A 19,309-nucleotide genomic window follows, 5' to 3' on the forward strand; every position below is an offset into this window, starting at 1 on the left:
CCGCCTTCGGAGAAACTGCATATGGCCGCGGAAAATACTCTTCCCACAATCGGAATGCTCTGGTTGGAAGGTCCTCTCAGTTTTCTGGAACAGATGTGCCTTTTGTCTTTTGTCGCGAACGGACACAGGGTCGTGCTGTTCCACTATGACGAAGTCGAGAATGTACCCGAAGGTATCGAACTGGTTTCGGCGAACGAAATTCACGAACCGCAGCGGTTCATTATGAACAACCAGTTTAAAACACCGGTTCCGCAATCTGATATTTTCAGGCTGCAGCTGATGCAAAAAACCGATTTTCTCTGGTGCGATACGGATGTGATTTCTTTGAAACCGATCCCGAAAGCGGATCATATTTTCGGCTTCTTCAATCGCAATACGATCTGCAATGCGATCATGCGGTTGCCGTCCGACAGCCCCGCGCTGAAAGCGTATACGGAATACAGTCTTGATCCATTCCCGATCCGTCCTTGGGTAGAAGGTGAGGAACGCGAGAATCTGGAGCGCCAGAAAAAGGCCGGTGAGTTGCCTCATGCCTCGGATCAGGCACACAGTGTTTACGGACCCGGTGTCATGACGTGGTTTCTGCGACATCATGGCGAGATAGAACACGCCAGCCCACCCCCGGTGTTTTACCCGTTGCCGTTTCGGCAAACGGGGCAGGCGAACGACATTCCAGCGCGGGAGTTTCGAAAAAAGTACCTTACGGATCAGACGCAGGCCGTCCATCTTTGGGGCCGTCGGATGCGTTGGTGGATTGCCAAGGGTGTAAAACGTCATTCATTTCTGGATCGAAGGCTGCGCGGTTTGGGGATCAGTCCTGCCAATGCACCTTTGCCACGCAGAGGGCGGGGCGCGCCGCAGAAAATTGAGTTTCCCGACTCGCTTCCGGATTTGCGGATCAGCAAAGAGGAAATCAGTGAGGCCACCAACGGCGTGATGTCCGTAGCTCAGGTCGCAAATTCTGAGCAGTTCTTCAAATTGGCCCAGGTTGAATTGGATAAGATAAAAGACAAAGGGCTTTATGGGGTGAATGACAAACCCCAATCGGGTCATCAGCGAGGTTGGGATCACTATGCCAATGACGCATTGCGGTTGAATGCCATGTCTATGTCATTGTCGAGGTTTGCCAACAATCAGCGCTATTTGCCTGACTTGAGCAACCCCAAGACCGTGACTGAGAAGATGCTGGTCATGAAGCTGTTTGCCGAGATGCCCGAAGTGTCGGCGGCGGATAAGTTGACGGCGGAAAGTTATATCCCAGAACCAGCCAGGAACCTCGTTACACCGGTGAAGCGCTATTGGGTTTCATCGTCGCCTGAGTTGCCGGAAGACCTCGACCTCGAGCCCGGCAGCTATTGGCTCAAATGCAATAACGGGCAGGGGCAAAACCACAGGATCACCTGGCCCATGAACACAGAAGACCGCAACCTGGCCCAGGAAAAGCTTACCAATTGGAGCAATAAACCCATTCCCCACGGCTTCTGGGCGGCAGAATGGTGGTATTCCACGATCGAAACGCGCTATTTCCTTGAAGAGGATCTGGCGGCAGAAGGTCAGGACATCATCGACTGGAAATTCTGGGTTGTCGCCGGAAAGGTCCAGATTGTTCAGGTCGACCGGGACCGCTCTCGAGGGCATGTGCAGATGATCCACGACCGGGATTTCAACTTCATCCCGAAAGAGCTGTATTTCCAGACAAGCGATGACACCGAGCCCAAGCCAGAGGTGTTTGACGATATGGTCGCAATTGCCGAAGCCGTCGGGCAACGTGTCGAGTTTGCGCGGGTGGACCTTTATGTAATTGGCGACAAGATTTATCTGGGCGAAATCACGCTCTGCCCGTTTGGCGGAAAACGCAAGATGCGTACGCCCGAACTGGATGTGCAGATGGGTGAGGCCTGGGTCGGCACCCGTCTGTTCCCGAACTGATCCGGTTACTCGACGGCGATTTCCTGACGCAGCTTTCCTGTTGTCTTGTCATAGATCAGGACGCGGTTGTCGTCGGTCACGACCGCATACCAGTTGGATCCAATGGTCAGGGCCTGCGCTCGGGCACCATCGGGTAAGTCGATCTGATCCGGCAGGGTGGGGGTGCGGTCTGATAGGCGGATGACAATCAGGGCGAATGTCACTAGAACCCCGCCAATCATCACCGCGGTCAGCAGCATGACCATCCGCCGCAGCAATCGTAGCTGCGGGGTTTCCTGCGGTTCTTGGGGTTCGGAAGGGACAGTCATGGGCACCCGCCAGATTGAGTTTCAGATCGCGGCCGATCCGCCGCCTCGCCTTGATAAGGCGCTTTCGCGGGATGTGCCAGACGGTGAAAACCTGTCGCGCACGCGGTTGGCGCGCCTGATCGAGGATGGCGCGGTTCGGATCGACGGGACCCGGATTCAGGACCCAAAGGCCAAAGTGTCCGAAGGGGCGCAGGTCGCCATAACTGTAGCCGAGGCGGAAGACAGCCATATCGGTGCTGAAGACATCCCGCTTGAGGTTGTTTTCGAAGACGCAGACGTGATCGTCGTCAACAAGCCAGCAGGCATGGTCGTGCACCCCGCGCCGGGCTCGCCCGGGGGTACGATGGTCAACGCCTTGCTACACCATTGCGGTGACGCTTTGTCAGGTGTTGGGGGGGTGAAACGCCCCGGTATCGTTCACCGGATCGATAAGGAAACCAGCGGTCTTCTGGTGGTCGCTAAAACGGACGCCGCGCATCACGGGCTGGCCGAGCAATTCGCAGCACATAGCGTCGAGCGCTATTACCGTGCTGTGTGTTACGGGGTTCCGAATGCAAGTGATCCTCGTTTGCGCGGCGTCAAAGGTGTCAGCTTTGAGCCGGGCAACATCATGCGTGTGACGACCCAGCTTGCGCGGCACAAGACCGACCGTCAAAGGCAGGCGGTGTTGTTTCATGGCGGGCGCCACGCTGTGACACGCGCGCGGGTTGTTGAAACATTTGGTGCGCCTGCTGGTCTGGCTTTGATCGAATGCTGGCTCGAGACCGGGCGAACGCACCAGATCCGCGTTCATATGGCCCATGCCGGGCATGGGCTTGTCGGGGATCCGGTCTATGGTGGAAAGCGGAAACTGGCGACCAAGGCGTTTGTGCCTGCCGCCGCCGAATGCGTGTCCGGCTTTCCCCGGCAGGCGCTTCACGCCGCCGTATTGGGGTTCGAGCACCCGGTGACCGGCGAAAACCTGCGGTTTGAAGCCGAACTGCCGCAAGACATGGAGAACCTGATTGCCGCGCTTCGTGCACCGCTGACATAATAAGCAAAGTCCTGTGAGTAAGAGTTTCTTATCTTTCCTTCATGAAAGATTAATTTCAGACTGTTAGCAGCACCTCTTGAACAGGATGGGTTCTTTACCCATATCCTATGTTAAAGACTTAAACATTTGTCGGAGGGACATCATAATGGCAAATTACGCAAATCTCCCCGCGCCGACGCCCGAGGGCGGCCTGAACCGCTATATGCAGGAGATTCGCAAGTTTCCCCTGCTTGAGCCAGAAGAAGAATACATGCTGGCCAAGCGCTGGGTTGAAGAGCAGGACACAGAAGCCGCGCATAAGATGGTGACATCGCACCTGCGGCTGGCGGCCAAGATTGCCATGGGATATCGCGGCTACGGTCTGCCGCAAGCCGAAGTGATTTCCGAAGCCAATGTGGGCCTGATGCAGGCGGTCAAACGTTTTGACCCTGAAAAGGGTTTCCGTCTGGCCACCTATGCCATGTGGTGGATTCGCGCCTCGATTCAGGAATATATTCTGCGGTCATGGTCGCTGGTGAAACTGGGCACAACTTCGGCGCAGAAAAAACTGTTCTTCAACCTGCGCAAAGCCAAGGCGCGCATCGGTGCACTGGAAGAGGGCGACTTGCGCCCCGAAAACGTCGCGCAAATTGCCAATGATCTAGGCGTGACCGAAGAGGAAGTCATCAGCATGAACCGCCGTATGTCCGGCGGGGACGCGTCTCTGAACGCCACGGTCGGGTCCGAAGGCGAAGGCACGATGCAATGGCAGGACTGGCTTGAGGATGAAGACGCCGACCAGGCCGGAGATTATGAGGCGCGCGATGAGCTGGAAGCGCGTCGCGAGTTGCTTGCTGCGGCGCTGGACGTGTTGAACGACCGTGAAAAGGACATCCTGACCCAGCGCCGGTTGCTGGATCAACCGGTTACGCTGGAGGACCTCAGCGCCCAATACAATGTCAGCCGCGAGCGGATCCGTCAGATCGAAGTTCGCGCGTTCGAGAAGCTGCAAAAGAAAATGCGGGATCTGGCACGTGAAAAAGGGATGCTGGGTGTCAGCTGACCACAATGCCAGCCTGCAATAGCTGCGGGCTGGTATTTCATCTGTGCGAAGAAACCGCCTCTTCGCGCACATGCCCGGCGCGTCCTGACAGATCATTTCCTGCTGAACGCGTATGACCGCTATCCGGACTGTGAAGCCAAAAGAATGGCCGCAGGGCCAAAGCTATGGTACTGCAAGGACGCGTTTCATTTCGATGAAGGTGTGACAGGTCGATCCTGCGGATCTCGCAGGGTCACGAACCCTTTGGGGTTCAAACATCTATGGAGAGCGTTATGCAAAAACCGGTTCAGTTTGGCGTGTTAGGTGCCGCGAAATTCGCGCGTGAATACATGGCACCGGCGATACATGCCGCCAACGGGGCGCGACTGGCTGCACTGGCGACGTCAGATGCGGCAAAGGCTGAACCTTTTTCGTCTTTCTGTCCCGATCTGAACGTGTTCAAAAGCTATGATGCGCTGTTGGCGGACCCTGGTATTGATGCGGTCTACATACCACTGCCCAACCATCTTCATGTGGAATGGAGCCTGAAAGCGTTGGATGCCGGCAAGCATGTGCTGTGCGAAAAGCCGATGACTATGAAGGCGGACGAGTTTGACGCATTGATCCAAAAGCGCGACGAAAGCGGCTTGCTTGCCGCCGAGGCGTATATGATCGTGCATCACCCCCAGTGGCAACTGGCACGTAAACTGATTGCGGATGGTGCAATCGGCAATCTGGTGCACGTAACCGGAGCGTTCAGTTTCGACAATCGGGCAGATACCCAGAATATTCGAAACCGCGCTGAAACGGGCGGCGGCGGATTGCGAGACATCGGTGTTTACGTAATTGGCGGAGCCCGGTTTGCAACGGGGCAGGAACCGGTGGCGATACAGTCAGCCATCCGTTGGCAGGATGATATCGACATCTTCACCAAAATTCGCGCGCAGTTCCCCGGTTTTACCTACTCAAGCTACGTGTCCATTCGGATGCATCCCCATCAGGAAATGGTGTTTCACGGGGAAAATGGCCTGATCCGCCTGACTACACCGTTTAATGCGCGTGTGTTTGGTGAAGCCCGGGTCGAGTTGCATCGTCCGGGGCTTGAGGTGCTGGTCACCCGGTTCCCCGGCGCAGACCATTACAAGCTTCAGGTCGAGGCCTTCTGCCGCTCGGTCAGGGAAGGGGCAGAATATCCCTGTCCGCTGGAATTCTCTCGGGGGACGCAAGAGGTGATTGACCGCGTGTTCGAGGGCGCAGTTTCGCTGTAACTTGCCCTTTGCGCGCAGGCTCGGCTATCCTTTTGCTTACGTTTAGCAGGAGATGACCCATGGCCGGAGGCTGGGCGCGCGACGGCGCAGTGAGCGAACAGATCGAAGCGTCGATTTCGGATGAACTGGCGCGGATGCAGGCGCAAAAGCGGCCTGTTGGTGAAAGCCTGACCCATTGCGCCGAATGCGAAGAGCCGATCCCTGAAAAACGCCGCGTTGCTTTGCCGGGCGTGAAGCTGTGCCTTGATTGCCAGCAGGAACGGGATGGTGCGTTCAAGGCACGTGGCGGCGTCAATCGGCGGGGGTCGAAGGACAGCCAGTTGAAGTGATCTCAGGTGCGGCTGCTTTGAGCCCTGATTGACCGGTTGCTAGTTTGAAAAGACTTCTTCAGTTTCCTCAGAAAATCGACCGCGTTCAGAGAAGACAGCTAACGCTTTTTCGGCAAATTCGGACACGCGTACCCATTCCTCGGAATTCTTAAACCAATCAATGTTCCATGTGTTTTCTTCAGTTACGTCAGCTGCAGCGGTGGCAAGCGCCATGAATTTCTCAATGACCACTTTTTCTTTTTCGCTGAATACCTTGGGAGCCTCTGCGTAGTCGAGCGGCAACCAGTCACTGACCATTTCAATCGTCTCGTAGGTGCCGAGAGTAGCGATGCCATCCAAGGAGGAATACGTATCGAGCAGTTCGATCACTCGATTTCGAAGCCTCTGGTAAAGCAACTGTTGACTAATTTTTTCCATGAGATGTTTTGGCATCCTAGCGCCACTCGCTCAAGGTCGGCATTGTCCGCTTAGCGGGCATTCAGGAGCCCCTTGGGTGTGACATTGCCAAGCATGGCAGGTTATTTCAGCTAGGCAGATGTCGCCACCCTCTGTCGAGGGTGTCTCAGCCCTCCATCGCCTCCAGCTCGTCAATGAAGCCTGAGATCATCGACAGGCCTTTGTCCCAGAACTTGGGATCGCTGGCGTCCAGGCCGAACGGGGCCAGCAATTCCTTGTGGTGCATTGAACCACCAGCGCGCAGCATGTCGAAATACTTGTCCTCAAACCCATCCGCGCCGCTTTCGTAAACGGAATAGAGCGCGTTCACGAGGCCGTCGCCGAAGGCGTAGGCATAGACGTAGAAGGGCGAGTGGACGAAGTGCGGGATGTAAGCCCAGAAGGTCTCGTACCCGTCCATGAATTCAAATGCGGGGCCAAGGCTTTCGGCCTGAACGCTCATCCACAGGGCGTTGATGTCATCCGGGGTCAGCTCGCCCTCACGTCGGGCGGCGTGCAGCTTGCATTCAAAGTCGTAGAAGGCGATCTGGCGGACCACCGTATTGATCATATCTTCGACCTTGCCGGCCAGCAGTACCTTGCGCTGTTCCGGGGTTTCGGCCTGGTCCAGCATCTTGCGGAATGTCAGCATCTCACCAAAGACCGAGGCGGTTTCCGCCAACGTCAGCGGGGTGGATGACAGCATCTCGCCCTGACCGGCGGCCAACGCCTGATGGACGCCGTGACCCAGTTCATGGGCAAGCGTCATCACATCGCGCGGTTTGCCCAGATAGTTGAGCATCACATAGGGGTGGACATCGGTGACCGTCGGATGGGCGAAGGCCCCCGGCGCTTTGCCCGGTTTCACCGCCGCGTCGATCCATCCTTTTGAGAAGAAAGGCGCCGCGATTTCGCCCATGCGGGGATCAAAGGCATCATACGCGTTCATCACCGTCTTTTGGGCCTCTTCCCAATTCACGATACGCGTGTCTTCCATGGGCAGGGGCGCGTTGCGGTCCCAGACCTGCATGACGTCCAGTCCAAGCCACTTGCGCTTCAGCTCATAGTAGCGGTGGCTCAGCTTGGGGTAGGCGGCCACGACCGCCTCGCGCAGGGCCTCGACCACTTCGGGTTCGACGTCGTTCGACAGGTGACGCCCGGTCTGAGCGGTCGGCATCTTGCGCCAGCGATCAACGATTTCTTTCTCTTTGGCCTGCGTGTTGTGAACGCGGGCGAAGGTTTTGATGTTGTCCTGAAAAACCGATGCCAGTTCACGCGCCGCGGCCTCACGTTTCGCGCGGTCCTGTTCCGTCAGCAGATTCAGGGTGCCTTCGATGTTCAGTTCTTCACCGTCGACATGAAATGCCAGTCCGGCAATCGTTTCGTCGAACAGACGTTCCCACGCGTCGCCGACAACCCCCAGATCATGAAGGAACTTTTCCAGTTCATCAGACAGCTGATAGGGCTTCATTGCGCGGATGCGACGGAACACAGGTTCGTAGCGGGCGAGATCCGTGTTCGCCGCAAAATGCGCTTTCAGAACATCGTCTTCGATCCGGTTGATCTCGAGCGTGAAGAACACCAGCGGAGTGGTGAAGATCGTGATCTTTTCCTGCATGTCCGACAGGAATTTGGCGCGCTCTGCATCTGTGGTCAGTTGATAATAGCGCAGACCGGCAAAGGACATGATACGCCCGGCGATGGCGTTGATCTTTTCGTTGCGATGCACACAGGTCAGCAGGTCTGCGGCCTCCAGATCGGCCAGCTTGCCTTCGTAATCAGCAGCAAACGCGGCACATTCACCTTCCAGCCAATCCAGATCGCGCGCTAATTCGGGTGCGTCTTCCGAGGTATAGAGATCACTCAGATCCCATTCCGGAAGATTGCCCAGATTGCCGGAACCACCGGTTGCGTTCGCGTCACGGACAGGGAAGGGAAGGTCGCGCATGGGTCACCTTTAGTAGACTGCTTTTGCAAACATCTAGGGCTGGCGCGCCCGGATCACAAGCGGCCAATCCCAAAGGTGAAAAGGTTTACGAGGAAACCAGCTTGGAAGCGCCATTGGCCTGGTTGGCCAGAAAATGCGCCGCGATCTGGTCCAGAACAGGCCCTCGAACCTCGGGTGCTTCCATCAGCACCTCGTGTTCACCATCCGGAATTTCGATCAGCGTTCCGTTGGGCCAATTGGCCATGCGCGCACGAATTGCCTTGCGGTCCACAATTTGCTCATGGCTGCCCAAAAATGTCAGGCAAGGAGTTTTCGGGGCGGGCTGTTCCATCAACCATGCACATTCGTCCAGCGACTCGCGCAGCCACAGGTTTGAAGGGGCACCCAGCGCGAGTTCAGGATGTGCGTTCAACTGATCCTGCATCATCCGGTACATGTCCGGGTCGCGGGTCAGCATGTTTCCCTCGAAAGGTTGCGACAGAACATAGCTTTTGAGCGTTGTGGTGGGGGGTGTGCGCTCGCCCAGGCCAAGTGCTGTGCCCCAATAGGCTGTCACGCGGCTTAGGGGTTTCATGACCGGAGTAAAGAAAATTCCCCACATAGGGCCCGTGAAGGCACACGCGGCAAAGCAGCCATTCTCGATGACGGCACGCAACCCGATTGCACCGCCCATCGAATGCCCGACCACGTACCATGGTTTCGGCAGGTCCAGCGCGCTTGCAAGTTTCAGGGTGACCTGAACGTCCTGCTGGTAATCGGTGAACTGATCGACATGTCCGACCCGAGCATCGTCCAGCAACCGATCTGCAAGACCCTGACCGCGCCAGTCGACGGCCAGCATGGCGAACCCACGCTCTACGAATTCGCTGGCAGTATTGCCGTATTTTTCAATGTATTCCGTGCGTCCCGGAAACATCATGACAGTGCCATGTGCCTTTCCGTCCGGAAGCCAGTGAGCAACGCGGATGCGTTTTTGATCCGACGTCGTCAACCAGTGGGCCTTTCCACCGGCGGGGCCGCCGGCCACGTCTTCAAACAAAGGGGCCGGCGAGAACTCCATCAGGCCAGTACCGATGCCAGCTTCATGGCAACACCCATGTCGCCATCAATGCTCAGCTTGCCGGACATGAACGCACCTGTCGGGTTCAATTCACCGCTGAGGATCTGTTCAAACGTGTCGGCATCCGCGCTTAGGGTGACATCAGCATCATCGTCGCTGACCCGCGCGCCGTTGGAATCCAGGACAATGGCACCCAGATCGGCGATATCAAACTTGGCCGAGGCATCAAACGCGCCGCCTTCCAGTTTTTCATTCAAAGCGGCGGCTGCCTTTTCAAGTGTCTCGCTCATGTTTTTCCTCATATTGTTAGTGCGCCGTGAATGGACATCCCCGGTCGCAACGCTACACTGACTATTGTTATGAGCATTGCAATCCACAATCTCAAAGGTATCGTCGCGGCACTTTTTGTCCTAGTCACGATTTCCTCCACTTGCCTTGCGCAACAGGCGGATTCACGGGACGAGGGCGAATTGCTGCAACAACTTGCCCAATCGACGCCCGATCAGGCCATTGCTCTGGATCGGCAGTTGCAAGCTTTGTGGGCCCAGTCCGGTTCAGCATCGGCCGATCTGCTGCTGGAACGTGGCCGCGAAGCGTTGGATGACGGAGACGTAAGTGCGGCACTGGAACATCTGACCGCCCTGACGGACCATGCGCCCGATTTTGCTGAAGGCTGGCACCTGCGCGCTTCGGCCTTTTTCGGGATCGAACGGTTTGGCATGGCCGCTGCCGATCTGGAACATGCCCTGACCCTGAACCCCAACAATTACGAGGCAATCTACGGTCTGGGCCTGATCTTTGAGATTATCGGACAACCTGACAAAGCTTACGAGGCCTATTCACGGGCATTGGCTATACATCCCCACCACGAAGAAGTAACCAATGCGGTGAATCGACTGAAGCCGCAGATTGACGGCGCAGCGCTGTAAGGTCCGGGCAGGGGGCAAAGGTGAGCGGGTCATCCCGAATAGTGGCCGTTTTGGGCCCTACGAACACAGGTAAAACCCATTACGCAATCGAACGGATGCTGGGATACCGCACAGGTGTCATCGGTCTGCCGCTGCGTCTGCTTGCGCGCGAGGTCTACGATAAGATCGTCGCCATCCGCGGGCCGTCGGTTGTTGCGCTTGTCACCGGTGAAGAGCGGATCGTACCCCCCCGGACCCAGTATTGGGTCTGTACTGTCGAGGCGATGCCCGAAGGTATGGGTGCGGATTTCGTGGCGATTGATGAAATCCAGTTGTGTGCCGATCCCGAGCGCGGCCATGTCTTTACAGATCGCCTGCTTCGGTCGCGCGGAACAAACGAGACGCTTTTTCTTGGGTCTGACACGATGCGCGGCCCGATTGCGGCGCTGGTGCCCGAGGCGCAGTTTGTCCGACGCGAGCGGATGTCGCAGCTGGTCTATTCCGGTTCGAAGAAACTCAGCCGGATGCCGGCCCGCAGCGCTATTGTCGGGTTTTCGGTTGAGAATGTGTATGCCATCGCGGAGCTTCTGCGCCGCCTGAAAGGTGGCGCGGCGGTGGTCATGGGGGCCCTGAGCCCACGGACGCGGAATGCCCAGGTGGAACTTTATCAAAATGGCGAGGTTGATTATCTGGTTGCCACAGATGCCATCGGCATGGGCTTGAACCTGGATGTAAACCACGTTGCATTTTCATCCCTGACCAAATTCGACGGGCGGCGGATGCGCCCGCTGGCCCCGAATGAACTGGCCCAGATCGCAGGCCGTGCCGGGCGTGGCATGTCGGACGGCACCTTTGGCGTGACCGGAGAGGCGCCGCCGCTGGACGAAGGTGTCGCGCAGGCAATCATGGACAGCCGGTTTACGCCGATGAAAAAGCTGAACTGGCGGAATGCCGCCCTCCGGTTTGGTTCGATTGATGCGCTGATCAGCTCGCTTGAGGTCAGCCCGAGTGACGAACACCTGATCAAAGCCCGCCCTGCTGATGACCTGAATGTGTTGAAATCGCTGTCACAACAGGCCGAGATTGCCGCCCGTGCAAGTGACGGTCCATCCATCCGATTGCTGTGGGATGTGTGCAGAATCCCTGATTTTCGCGGCATCAGCCATGCAGAGCACGCCAGTCTGCTGGAAGTGATCTATGGCCACCTGCACGAACGCGGCAGTATTCCTGATGATTTCATGGCCCGGCAGATACGGCGGATTGACCAAACCCATGGGGATATCGATGCGTTATCCAAAAGGTTGGCATATATTCGCACCTGGACATATGTTGCGCAACGAAACGGTTGGGTGCGTGACGAATCACATTGGCGTGACGAAACGCGCACTGTAGAAGACAGACTGTCTGACGCACTACATGAGCGACTGACTCAAAGATTTGTGGACCGGCGTACATCGGTTTTGTTGCGGCGGCTCAAACAGAAGGAGGCCCTTTTGGCCGAAGTAAATGACAAGGGTGAAGTGACCGTCGAAGGCGAATTCGTCGGTCGTTTGGAAGGGTTCCGGTTCAGCCCGGACAAAAGCGCGCAAGGAACCGAAGCGAAAGCGCTCAAATCGGCATCTTTGCAAGCACTCGCGCCGCAATTCCATCTGCGTGCCGATCGCTTCTACAATGCGCCCGATACCGAAATTGATTTCACCGATCAGGGCGGCCTGATGTGGGGCGAATATGCCGTTGGCAAATTGGTTGCCGGGGCCGAACCTCTCAAGCCCGTGGTCGAGGTTTTTGTGGATGAGGCCGCCGGTCCGGATGTTGAACAGAAGGTGCGGCGCCGGTTGCAGCACTTCATCGACCGCAAGATCGCTGCGCTGTTCGAGCCATTGCTAAATCTGTCGCGCGATGAGGAACTCAACGGGCTGGCCAAAGGATTTGCCTTCCGCATGGTCGAGGCGCTGGGTGTTCTTCCGCGCGCCGGTGTCGCGCAAGAGGTCAAGGATCTGGATCAGGACGCCCGCGGCGCCTTGCGCAAGCACGGTATCCGGTTTGGCCAGTTCACCATCTTCATGCCGCTCTTGCTGAAGCCCGCACCGACGCGTCTGCGCCTGGTGTTGTGGGCGCTGTATGGCGGTTTGCAGGAATTCCCCGAAGCACCGCCTCCGGGGTTGGTAACAGTGCCGGTCGCCAAGGATGCACCGCAGGGTTACGATACCATGTGCGGCTACCGCGATGCGGGCGACCGATCGATCCGTATCGATATGCTGGAACGTCTGGCGGACATGCTTCGTTCGGAAGATAGCCGTGGCGGGTTCGAAGCCAAGCCGGATATGCTGTCGATCACTGGCATGACGCTTGAACAGTTTGCAGACCTGATGCAGGGGCTCGGCTACAAAGCCGAGCGCGGCGAGCGTGACAAGGTCAAACCGGCCCCGGTAGAGCAGCCTGAGACAGAGGCGGCTGAACAAGCCGTTATCGATGAGACGCCAGCACCTGACACGGCCTCAGAAGAGGTCGCCGCGCCAGCCGAGGCCACCGAAAGCACTGAGGCGGCAGCAGAGGTCGTCGCAGAAGGTCAGGTTGCGGAACCTGCGTCGGATGAACCCGAGGTTGAAGTGTTCTACACCTTCACCTGGGGTCGTCAGCGCCAGCCGAACCGTGGCCCGCGCCGCGAGCCGGGGCAGGGCAAGGGGAAACCACGGGGCAAACCGCAGGACGGCCGTGGCAAACCGCACGGCAAGAAGGGCGGCAAGCCGCAGGGTGCCAAGACCTTCTCGTCACGGCCACCGAAAAAGGAAAAGGCCATTGATCCCGACAACCCGTTCGCCGCAGCGCTTATGGGTCTGAAGGACGGCAATTGACGCAAGATGGCCGAGGCCAAACTGCGAATTGACAAATGGTTGTGGCAGGCGCGGTTCTTCAAGACCCGCAGCCTTGCCGCCAAACAGGTCAGTGGTGGCCATGTCCGGCTGAATGGAAACAGGGTGCTGAAACCGGCGCAGGCCGTGGTCCCCGGTGACGTTCTGACCTTCTCGCAGGGCCGCATTGTCCGCGTTATACGTGTGGAAAAACTGGGGGAACGCCGCGGTCCGGCGCCCGAGGCGCAAACGCTGTACTTTGATATGACCGAAAAGCAGGAAGCGCCTCCTGTAAATCCGGGTTTCGAGGGAAAAGGTCGACCAACCAAGAAAGATCGACGCGCTATTGATCTTTCTCGCCCGGAAGATCACTGATCCTGTCTTGAAGAGCGGGCCAGACTGAATTAGCTAGTCGCTCAAACCGCAAACAGGAATCCGACCATGACCTATGTAGTCACCGAAAACTGTATCGCCTGCAAATACACCGACTGTGTCGAAGTGTGTCCGGTGGACTGTTTCTACGAAGGTGAAAATACGCTGGTCATCCATCCTGACGAATGCATTGACTGCGGAGTGTGCGAGCCCGAGTGCCCCGCCGACGCGATCCGCCCCGATACCGAGCCGGGTATGGAGGAGTGGGTCGAGTTCAATCGCAAGTATTCCGAACAATGGCCGGTGATCGTCACCAAGAAAGACCCGCTGCCAGATGCGGAGGAGCGTGACGGTGAAGAGGGCAAGATGGAGAAGTATTTCTCGGAAGCGCCCGGCGAAGGCGGCTGAGTGATTCGTTCCAAGCAGCCTGTTTTTGACATAAAGGTCGCAGTACAACCTGTTGAATCAAGGTTGAATACAAAAGATTCCCGTAAGGTAAACTTTCGGGCGTCGTAAATTTGTGATATACTATTTCCACATGATGACCGAGATTGGGATGCGCTCCGTAAGTATGCTCACTTTGGAGTTTTGAATTTGTGACAATATCGCCGCCTGACGGGGCTGAGACAGTCCCCGCATGTGGTGCTTTTGTTGTCCGTGTCCCGTCCGCTAGCAAGGAAAAAAACTGAATGACAAAGTCGAAAAAGCTCGAGTTCCGCCCGAACGACTATGTTGTCTACCCCGCCCATGGCGTGGGCCAGATTATCTCGATCGAGGAACAGGATGTCGCGGGATTCTCGCTTGAGCTGTTCGTCATCTCATTTGAGAAAGACAAGATGACGTTGCGCGTGCCGACCAACAAGGTAACCGAATCCGGTCTGCGGTCGCTCAGCTCGCCCGATGTGATCAGCCAGGCGATGAAAACGCTGAAAGGCAAGGCCAAGGTGAAACGCGCCATGTGGTCCCGCCGTGCGCAGGAATATGAGCAGAAGATCAACTCGGGTGATCTGATCTCGATCGCCGAAGTGGTCCGTGACCTGCACCGCACCGATGATCAGCGCGAGCAGAGCTATTCTGAGCGCCAGCTGTACGAAGCTGCCTTGGAGCGTCTGACCCGTGAGGTCGCGGCTGTTTCGGGCGCTGGCGAGGTGTCAGCCGCCAAACAAGTTGACGAGGTTCTGACCTCACGCGCTGCCTGATCGAAGATACATTGACAATACGGGCCGCTCCAAATTTGGGGCGGCCTTTTTCGTGGCTTGGTGAATTGTTCAAGTGGCGCTAATTTCACTGTGTATGCAGCAGATTACCGGACGCACATGAAGCAGACTGTGAAATACCTGTACATCGGACACGACCCTGTTTCGGTCTGGTTTCGGTATGCGCTGATCCTGTTCGATGTTGCGACAATCATTTTCTTTGTCGGGACGGCGCACATCCCGCATGGGCCGGGCTTAACCGTTGCAAGCCAACTGGTCGGTGTGCTGATTTTTCTGGATTTCTCTGCGCGGCTCTGGATCTCAAAAGACCGCTGGAGATTTTTGCGCCAGATTTACACAGTGGCGGATATCGTGGTCATCCTCTCGCTGGTGCTTGATCCGTTTTTGACAGGCAACCTCGCTTTCCTGCGGATTTTACGTGCCCTGCGTCTGATCCATTCATATCACCTGCTCTGGGATCTGCGGCGCGACAGCCGTTTTTTCCGCACGCACGAGGACGCAGTTATTGCGGCGATCAACCTGCTGGTCTTTGTTTTTGCCACCTCGACGGCCGTTTTGGTATTTTTTATCCCCGAAGACGCGCAAACGCCTTACATAGACGCGCTGTATTTTACCATGGCGACGCTCACCACGACCGGGTTTGGCGACATCACTTTGGTCACACCGGGCGGCAAAATGTTTTCCGTCTTCATTATGGTCGTTGGCGTAGCCTTGTTCGTCCGGCTGGCGCAGGCGATTTTCGCGCCACAGAAGGTCCGCCACAAATGCCCCAGCTGCGGGCTGTACCGGCACGACCCCGACGCCGTGCATTGCAAACATTGCGGCGATACGTTGCGAATTGAAACCGGGGGCGCGTCTTAGATCTGGGCGCTGATGGCAAGCAGAAATGTGATTTCCGCCAATTGTTGTGATGCGCCCAGAATGTCTCCGGTTTGACCGCCGATCTTGGTCTTCGCGACGAGCCCCAAAACAGCGACGATCAAAGCCGCGAAGAGTATCGCGGTAAGCGCCAGACTTCCGCACAAGCTGTAAGCGACCAGAATCGCGATGCCCACAGCGATACAGGCTGATCCTGCGCCGGGGGTGCCAACTGAATGGCTCAGGCCCGACTTTCTGGCGTTTGGAAGAAGAACCATTAGAGCTGGCATCAGGGCGCGGGAAAATACGCAAGCTGCAACAACCATCCAGATCGGACCAACAGCCAGCATGGTGGAAATCGCGGATATTCGTAAAATCTGCGAGATCATCAAGGCAAGCACGCCGTACGTTCCAATCTGGCTGTCCTTCATGATCTCCAGCCGACGTTCAGCGGTGAAACCGCCCCAAAGCCCGTCGAACGTGTCGGCCAGACCATCCTCGTGCATAGCGCCCGTCAACAGGATCAGTACCGCGACCAGCAACGAGGCTGCGACAAACGGGGGCAGTTGAAACCCCATCGCCAGCCAACCGGTCAGGCATGCCAGCCCGCCAACGACCAGCCCAACCAGTGGAAATGCCCATACCGATTGTGCCTGCCGGGCAAACACGGCTTTGGGCAAACGGGGCAGGGGCAGGCGGGTCAACAGCACCAGGGCCAGCGGAACATCCCACAGGGAAAACGGTTTGGTGTCGTTTTTTTGCACGCCCGTGCCTTTCGGGGTCTTGTTGGTTTCGATCCTTCGGTTAAACACGCAGGACCACTCTGATGCAATGAGGCTTTCATGCTGCCTGAACTGAATGATTTGAACACGTTCCGTGCTGTCCTGGCGGGGGCTCCGGGCCCGGATGCCGCTGCGGTGCAGGGCGCGGCCGAACGAAATGGACAATTGACCAAACCCCCTGGTGCGCTTGGTCGGCTTGAGGATCTTGCGGTCTGGTATGCAGGATGGCGAGGGGACGCCCGTCCACAAATCAGCGCGCCTCAGGTCATTGTGTTTGCCGGAAATCACGGTGTTACCGCGCAGGGTGTTTCGGCCTTTCCGCCGGAAGTAACCGTGCAGATGGTGATGAATTTCGAACATGGCGGGGCGGCGATAAATCAGTTGGCAAGGGCGGCAGGCGCGAAGATGGATGTTCACGCGCTGGATCTGGACAAGCCGACCGCGGATTTCACCCAAGCCCCAGCCATGACAGAGGATGAATTGCTGGCCGCGTTGCGCACTGGCTGGCTGGCCGTTGATCCGCAATCCGATCTTTTGGTGGTCGGCGAAATGGGGATTGGCAACACCACCCCGGCTGCGGCTATTGCCTGCGCGCTGTTTGGTGGCGACGCGTCCGATTGGACAGGGCGCGGAACCGGTGTGGATGACGCCGGTCTGGTCAACAAAACCCGTGTCGTGGCCGAGGGCGTCGCGAAACACACGTCGAATGATGGTCTGGACATCCTGCGCTGTCTTGGCGGGCGCGAGATTGCTGCGATGGCGGGTGCAATTGCTGCCGCGCGGGTGTTGCGCATCCCGGTGATCCTGGACGGGTTCATCTGTTCGGCCGCCGCAGCCTGCTTATGGAAGCTGTCCGATGGCGCGCTGGATCATGCCGTGGCAGGCCACCAAAGCGCCGAAGCGGCCCATGGTGCCGTGCTGGCAAAATTGGGTAAAGAGCCGTTGCTGAGCCTTGGCCTGCGGTTGGGCGAAGGGTCCGGCGGGGCCTTGGCGATCAACATTCTGAAAAGTGCCGTCGCCTGTCATTCCGGCATGGCTACCTTTGCCGAAGCTGGGGTTTCTGACGGCTGAACTCGCACCTGACCCGGGCAAAGGCTTGGGTCAGGCCGATTTCTTGGCGTGCTCTTCAGCCAGTTCCAGCAGCGCGGTTTCCAGATCCTTTTCCAGCGCCTGCGAACGCTCGATGTATTTCCTGTTTTCGGCGATTGGCATTCCGGGGACCCAAAGCTCGGCCAGATCGCGCACTGCCTTCCTGTCATGGTTGTAAAACGTCTGCTCGGCCTGGGCTGCTTCGTATTCACTCAGTCCGATATTCTCCAGAACATAGCGACCTGCGCGCAGCGAACTGTCGAACATTTCCCGCACGATGTCATTGGCACCCGCCTGATACAACTCGTACACATGGGTCCGGTCGCGGGCGCGTGCGATGATGTGAAGGTCAGGACGCTGCCGTCTGGCATAGCTGACAAGCCGCGTGACTTGCTTGTGATCGTCCATAACGGCGACAAGAACGGATGCTTTGTCCAATCCCGCCGCGCGCAGCAGTTCCGGCCGAGTGGGATCGCCCAGAAAGCCTTTGACGCCAAATCGGCGCATCAGCTGAATGGTTTCAATATTGTGGTCCAGAACGACTGTCTTGAAACCGCTGGCCCGCACCAGCCGGTTGACGATCTGACCAAAGCGACCAATGCCGGCGATGATGACCGGGCCCTTTTCGTCAATCACGTCAGGTTCAGGGCTGGCCGCGGAATCGCCAATCTTCCGCGACAACGCATCGTAGACGATGAAAAGAAGAGGCGTGATTAACATCGTCAGAGCAACGATCATTAGCAGTTTCTGCGACAGGTCGGGCGGAATGACATTCTGTTTCGTCGAAAATGCCAGCAGGACAAAACCGAACTCACCAGCCTGCGCCAACCCAAGGGTGAACAACCAGTGATCACGCCCCCGCAGTTTGAAGGCCTTGCCCACCAGAAATAGGATGATCCCCTTGGCAAGTATCACAAGCAGCGCCAGTCCAATCAGGTCCAGCGGGTCGTTGAAAAAATAACCGAAGTCTATTCCGGCACCGACCGTGATGAAAAACAGCCCCAGAAACAATCCTTTGAACGGCTCAAGGTCGCTTTCCATTTCATGTCTGAATTCAGAACTGGCCAGAACAACGCCTGCCAGGAACGCGCCCAGGGCAGGTGACAGGCCGACCAGTGTCATCAGAAACGAAATGCCCACGACAATCATCAGTGCCAGTGCGGTGTACATCTCGCGCAGACGGGTTGCGTGGATGAAGCGAAACAACGGTCTTGTCAGGTAGACACCGGCCAGAATGACAAACACCACCACGCCGATTGTGACAAGGGTGACGGCCCAGCCCGGCAGCCCTTCGACCAGTGACAAACTGTGATCGCCTGCGCCATGTGATCCTCCAGCCCCCCGGTCAATCGATCCATCTGCTTGGAAACGTGGCATGGCGGGCAGCGCCAGCAGTGGCAACAAAGCCAGAATTGGGATCACCGCGATGTCCTGCGTCAACAGAACCGAAAATGTCGCGCGGCCGCCGTTTGTCTGCATCAGGCCTTTTTCTGACAGGGTTTGAAGAACGATCGCGGTCGATGAAAGCGAAAGGGTCAACCCTACCGCCAGGGCAACCGACCAGGGATGGTTGGCGTACATGGCCACGGCAGCAATCGCGACTGTTGACAGCAACACCTGCAATCCGCCCAGACCCAATAACTTGTCGCGCATGTCCCACAGGGCGCGTGGCTCCAGTTCCAGACCAATGAGAAACAGCATCATCACCACGCCAAATTCGGCCACATGCTGAAGATTTTCGGTTTCCGCTCCGACAAGGCCCAGTGCGGGTCCGATAATGATCCCGGCGGCAAGATAACCCAGCACGGATCCCAACCCCAGTCTGGCAGACAGGGGAACGGCAATGACTGCCGCTGCCAGATAGATTGAAGCCTGATATAGAAAGTCGTCCATGTGTGTC

The 19,309-nt window shown here is 57.3% G+C and carries 19 protein-coding genes; 12 read left to right on the forward strand and 7 right to left on the reverse strand.

Annotated features, from left to right (window positions below; genetic code table 11):
• The first annotated feature begins 21 nt into the window (after positions 1-21).
• Positions 22-1,929, forward strand: coding sequence for an ATP-grasp fold amidoligase family protein (locus ACR3E2_RS03195; protein ID WP_209504221.1), 1,908 nt, complete (start codon positions 22-24; stop codon positions 1,927-1,929).
• Positions 1,930-1,934: 5 nt separating this feature from the next.
• On the opposite strand, the gene ACR3E2_RS03200 is transcribed toward ACR3E2_RS03195, so the two are convergent.
• Positions 1,935-2,237, reverse strand: coding sequence for a DUF6476 family protein (locus ACR3E2_RS03200; protein ID WP_209504220.1), 303 nt, complete (start codon positions 2,235-2,237; stop codon positions 1,935-1,937).
• Between ACR3E2_RS03200 and ACR3E2_RS03205 the strand changes: the two genes are divergently transcribed.
• From ACR3E2_RS03205 to ACR3E2_RS03220, 4 genes are all read left to right on the forward strand, one after another.
• Positions 2,236-3,270: an RluA family pseudouridine synthase gene (locus ACR3E2_RS03205; protein WP_480481383.1), complete on the forward strand. Its 1,035-nt coding sequence runs from the start codon at positions 2,236-2,238 to the stop codon at positions 3,268-3,270. The two genes, ACR3E2_RS03200 and ACR3E2_RS03205, sit on opposite strands and share 2 nt — an antisense overlap.
• 145 nt (positions 3,271-3,415) lie before the next feature.
• Positions 3,416-4,312, forward strand: coding sequence for an RNA polymerase sigma factor RpoH (gene rpoH, locus ACR3E2_RS03210; RefSeq protein ID WP_267366971.1), 897 nt, complete (start codon positions 3,416-3,418; stop codon positions 4,310-4,312).
• A 272-nt stretch (positions 4,313-4,584) separates the two neighbouring features.
• Entirely contained in the window at positions 4,585-5,559 is a 975-nt protein-coding gene (locus ACR3E2_RS03215) for a Gfo/Idh/MocA family protein (RefSeq protein ID WP_480481380.1), read from the forward strand.
• A gap of 59 nt (positions 5,560-5,618) precedes the next feature.
• The gene (locus tag ACR3E2_RS03220; RefSeq protein ID WP_480481378.1) at positions 5,619-5,888 is read left to right on the forward strand and encodes a DksA/TraR family C4-type zinc finger protein; all 270 of its coding nucleotides are present in this window, start codon (positions 5,619-5,621) and stop codon (positions 5,886-5,888) included.
• 39 nt (positions 5,889-5,927) lie between these two features.
• Here ACR3E2_RS03220 and ACR3E2_RS03225 read toward each other — a convergent pair whose 3' ends face one another.
• The 4 genes from ACR3E2_RS03225 to ACR3E2_RS03240 all read right to left on the reverse strand — a co-directional run bounded on the left by ACR3E2_RS03225 (position 5,928) and on the right by ACR3E2_RS03240 (position 9,621).
• Positions 5,928-6,257 (reverse strand): hypothetical protein, encoded by a 330-nt coding sequence (locus ACR3E2_RS03225; RefSeq protein ID WP_480492688.1) that lies wholly within the window; start codon positions 6,255-6,257, stop codon positions 5,928-5,930.
• Positions 6,258-6,450: 193 nt separating this feature from the next.
• Positions 6,451-8,271 carry a M3 family oligoendopeptidase gene (locus tag ACR3E2_RS03230; RefSeq protein WP_480481374.1) on the reverse strand — a complete coding sequence of 607 codons (1,821 nt, stop codon included), beginning with the start codon at positions 8,269-8,271 and terminating at the stop codon, positions 6,451-6,453.
• Positions 8,272-8,356: 85 nt separating this feature from the next.
• The gene (locus ACR3E2_RS03235; protein WP_209504213.1) at positions 8,357-9,331 is read right to left on the reverse strand and encodes an alpha/beta hydrolase; all 975 of its coding nucleotides are present in this window, start codon (positions 9,329-9,331) and stop codon (positions 8,357-8,359) included.
• Entirely contained in the window at positions 9,331-9,621 is a 291-nt protein-coding gene (locus ACR3E2_RS03240; RefSeq protein ID WP_209504212.1) for an SCP2 sterol-binding domain-containing protein, read from the reverse strand. Before ACR3E2_RS03240 ends, ACR3E2_RS03235 begins: the two co-directional genes overlap by 1 nt.
• A 69-nt stretch (positions 9,622-9,690) precedes the next feature.
• On the opposite strand from ACR3E2_RS03240, the gene ACR3E2_RS03245 reads away from it, so the two are divergent.
• The 6 genes from ACR3E2_RS03245 (at position 9,691) to ACR3E2_RS03270 (ending at position 15,541) form a co-directional block, all read left to right on the forward strand.
• Complete coding sequence (locus ACR3E2_RS03245) at positions 9,691-10,260, forward strand: tetratricopeptide repeat protein (protein ID WP_480476608.1); 570 nt, start codon at positions 9,691-9,693, stop codon at positions 10,258-10,260.
• Between the two features lie 20 nt (positions 10,261-10,280).
• Complete coding sequence (locus ACR3E2_RS03250; protein ID WP_480481372.1) at positions 10,281-13,094, forward strand: helicase-related protein; 2,814 nt, start codon at positions 10,281-10,283, stop codon at positions 13,092-13,094.
• Between the two features lie 6 nt (positions 13,095-13,100).
• On the forward strand, positions 13,101-13,466 hold the full coding sequence (locus ACR3E2_RS03255; RefSeq protein ID WP_480481370.1) for an RNA-binding S4 domain-containing protein: 366 nt from the start codon (positions 13,101-13,103) through the stop codon (positions 13,464-13,466).
• Between the two features lie 66 nt (positions 13,467-13,532).
• Complete coding sequence (gene fdxA / locus ACR3E2_RS03260) at positions 13,533-13,871, forward strand: ferredoxin FdxA (RefSeq protein WP_170616129.1); 339 nt, start codon at positions 13,533-13,535, stop codon at positions 13,869-13,871.
• A 281-nt stretch (positions 13,872-14,152) separates the two neighbouring features.
• Positions 14,153-14,662 carry a CarD family transcriptional regulator gene (locus ACR3E2_RS03265; protein ID WP_209504207.1) on the forward strand — a complete coding sequence of 170 codons (510 nt, stop codon included), beginning with the start codon at positions 14,153-14,155 and terminating at the stop codon, positions 14,660-14,662.
• A 117-nt stretch (positions 14,663-14,779) separates the two neighbouring features.
• The gene (locus ACR3E2_RS03270) at positions 14,780-15,541 is read left to right on the forward strand and encodes a potassium channel family protein (protein ID WP_480481368.1); all 762 of its coding nucleotides are present in this window, start codon (positions 14,780-14,782) and stop codon (positions 15,539-15,541) included.
• Here the strand turns inward: ACR3E2_RS03270 and cobS are convergent.
• On the reverse strand, positions 15,538-16,302 hold the full coding sequence (gene cobS / locus ACR3E2_RS03275) for an adenosylcobinamide-GDP ribazoletransferase (RefSeq protein WP_480481366.1): 765 nt from the start codon (positions 16,300-16,302) through the stop codon (positions 15,538-15,540). The two genes, ACR3E2_RS03270 and cobS, sit on opposite strands and share 4 nt — an antisense overlap.
• Positions 16,303-16,380: 78 nt before the next feature.
• On the opposite strand from cobS, the gene cobT reads away from it, so the two are divergent.
• A complete protein-coding gene (cobT, locus tag ACR3E2_RS03280) occupies positions 16,381-17,391 on the forward strand; it encodes a nicotinate-nucleotide--dimethylbenzimidazole phosphoribosyltransferase (protein WP_480481364.1) in 1,011 nt (336 codons plus the stop codon).
• A 30-nt stretch (positions 17,392-17,421) separates the two neighbouring features.
• On the opposite strand, the gene ACR3E2_RS03285 is transcribed toward cobT, so the two are convergent.
• Positions 17,422-19,302, reverse strand: coding sequence for a monovalent cation:proton antiporter-2 (CPA2) family protein (locus ACR3E2_RS03285; protein ID WP_480481362.1), 1,881 nt, complete (start codon positions 19,300-19,302; stop codon positions 17,422-17,424).
• Positions 19,303-19,309: the final 7 nt, after the last annotated feature.

The sequence above is a fragment of the Ruegeria sp. AL7 genome (assembly GCF_056536105.1).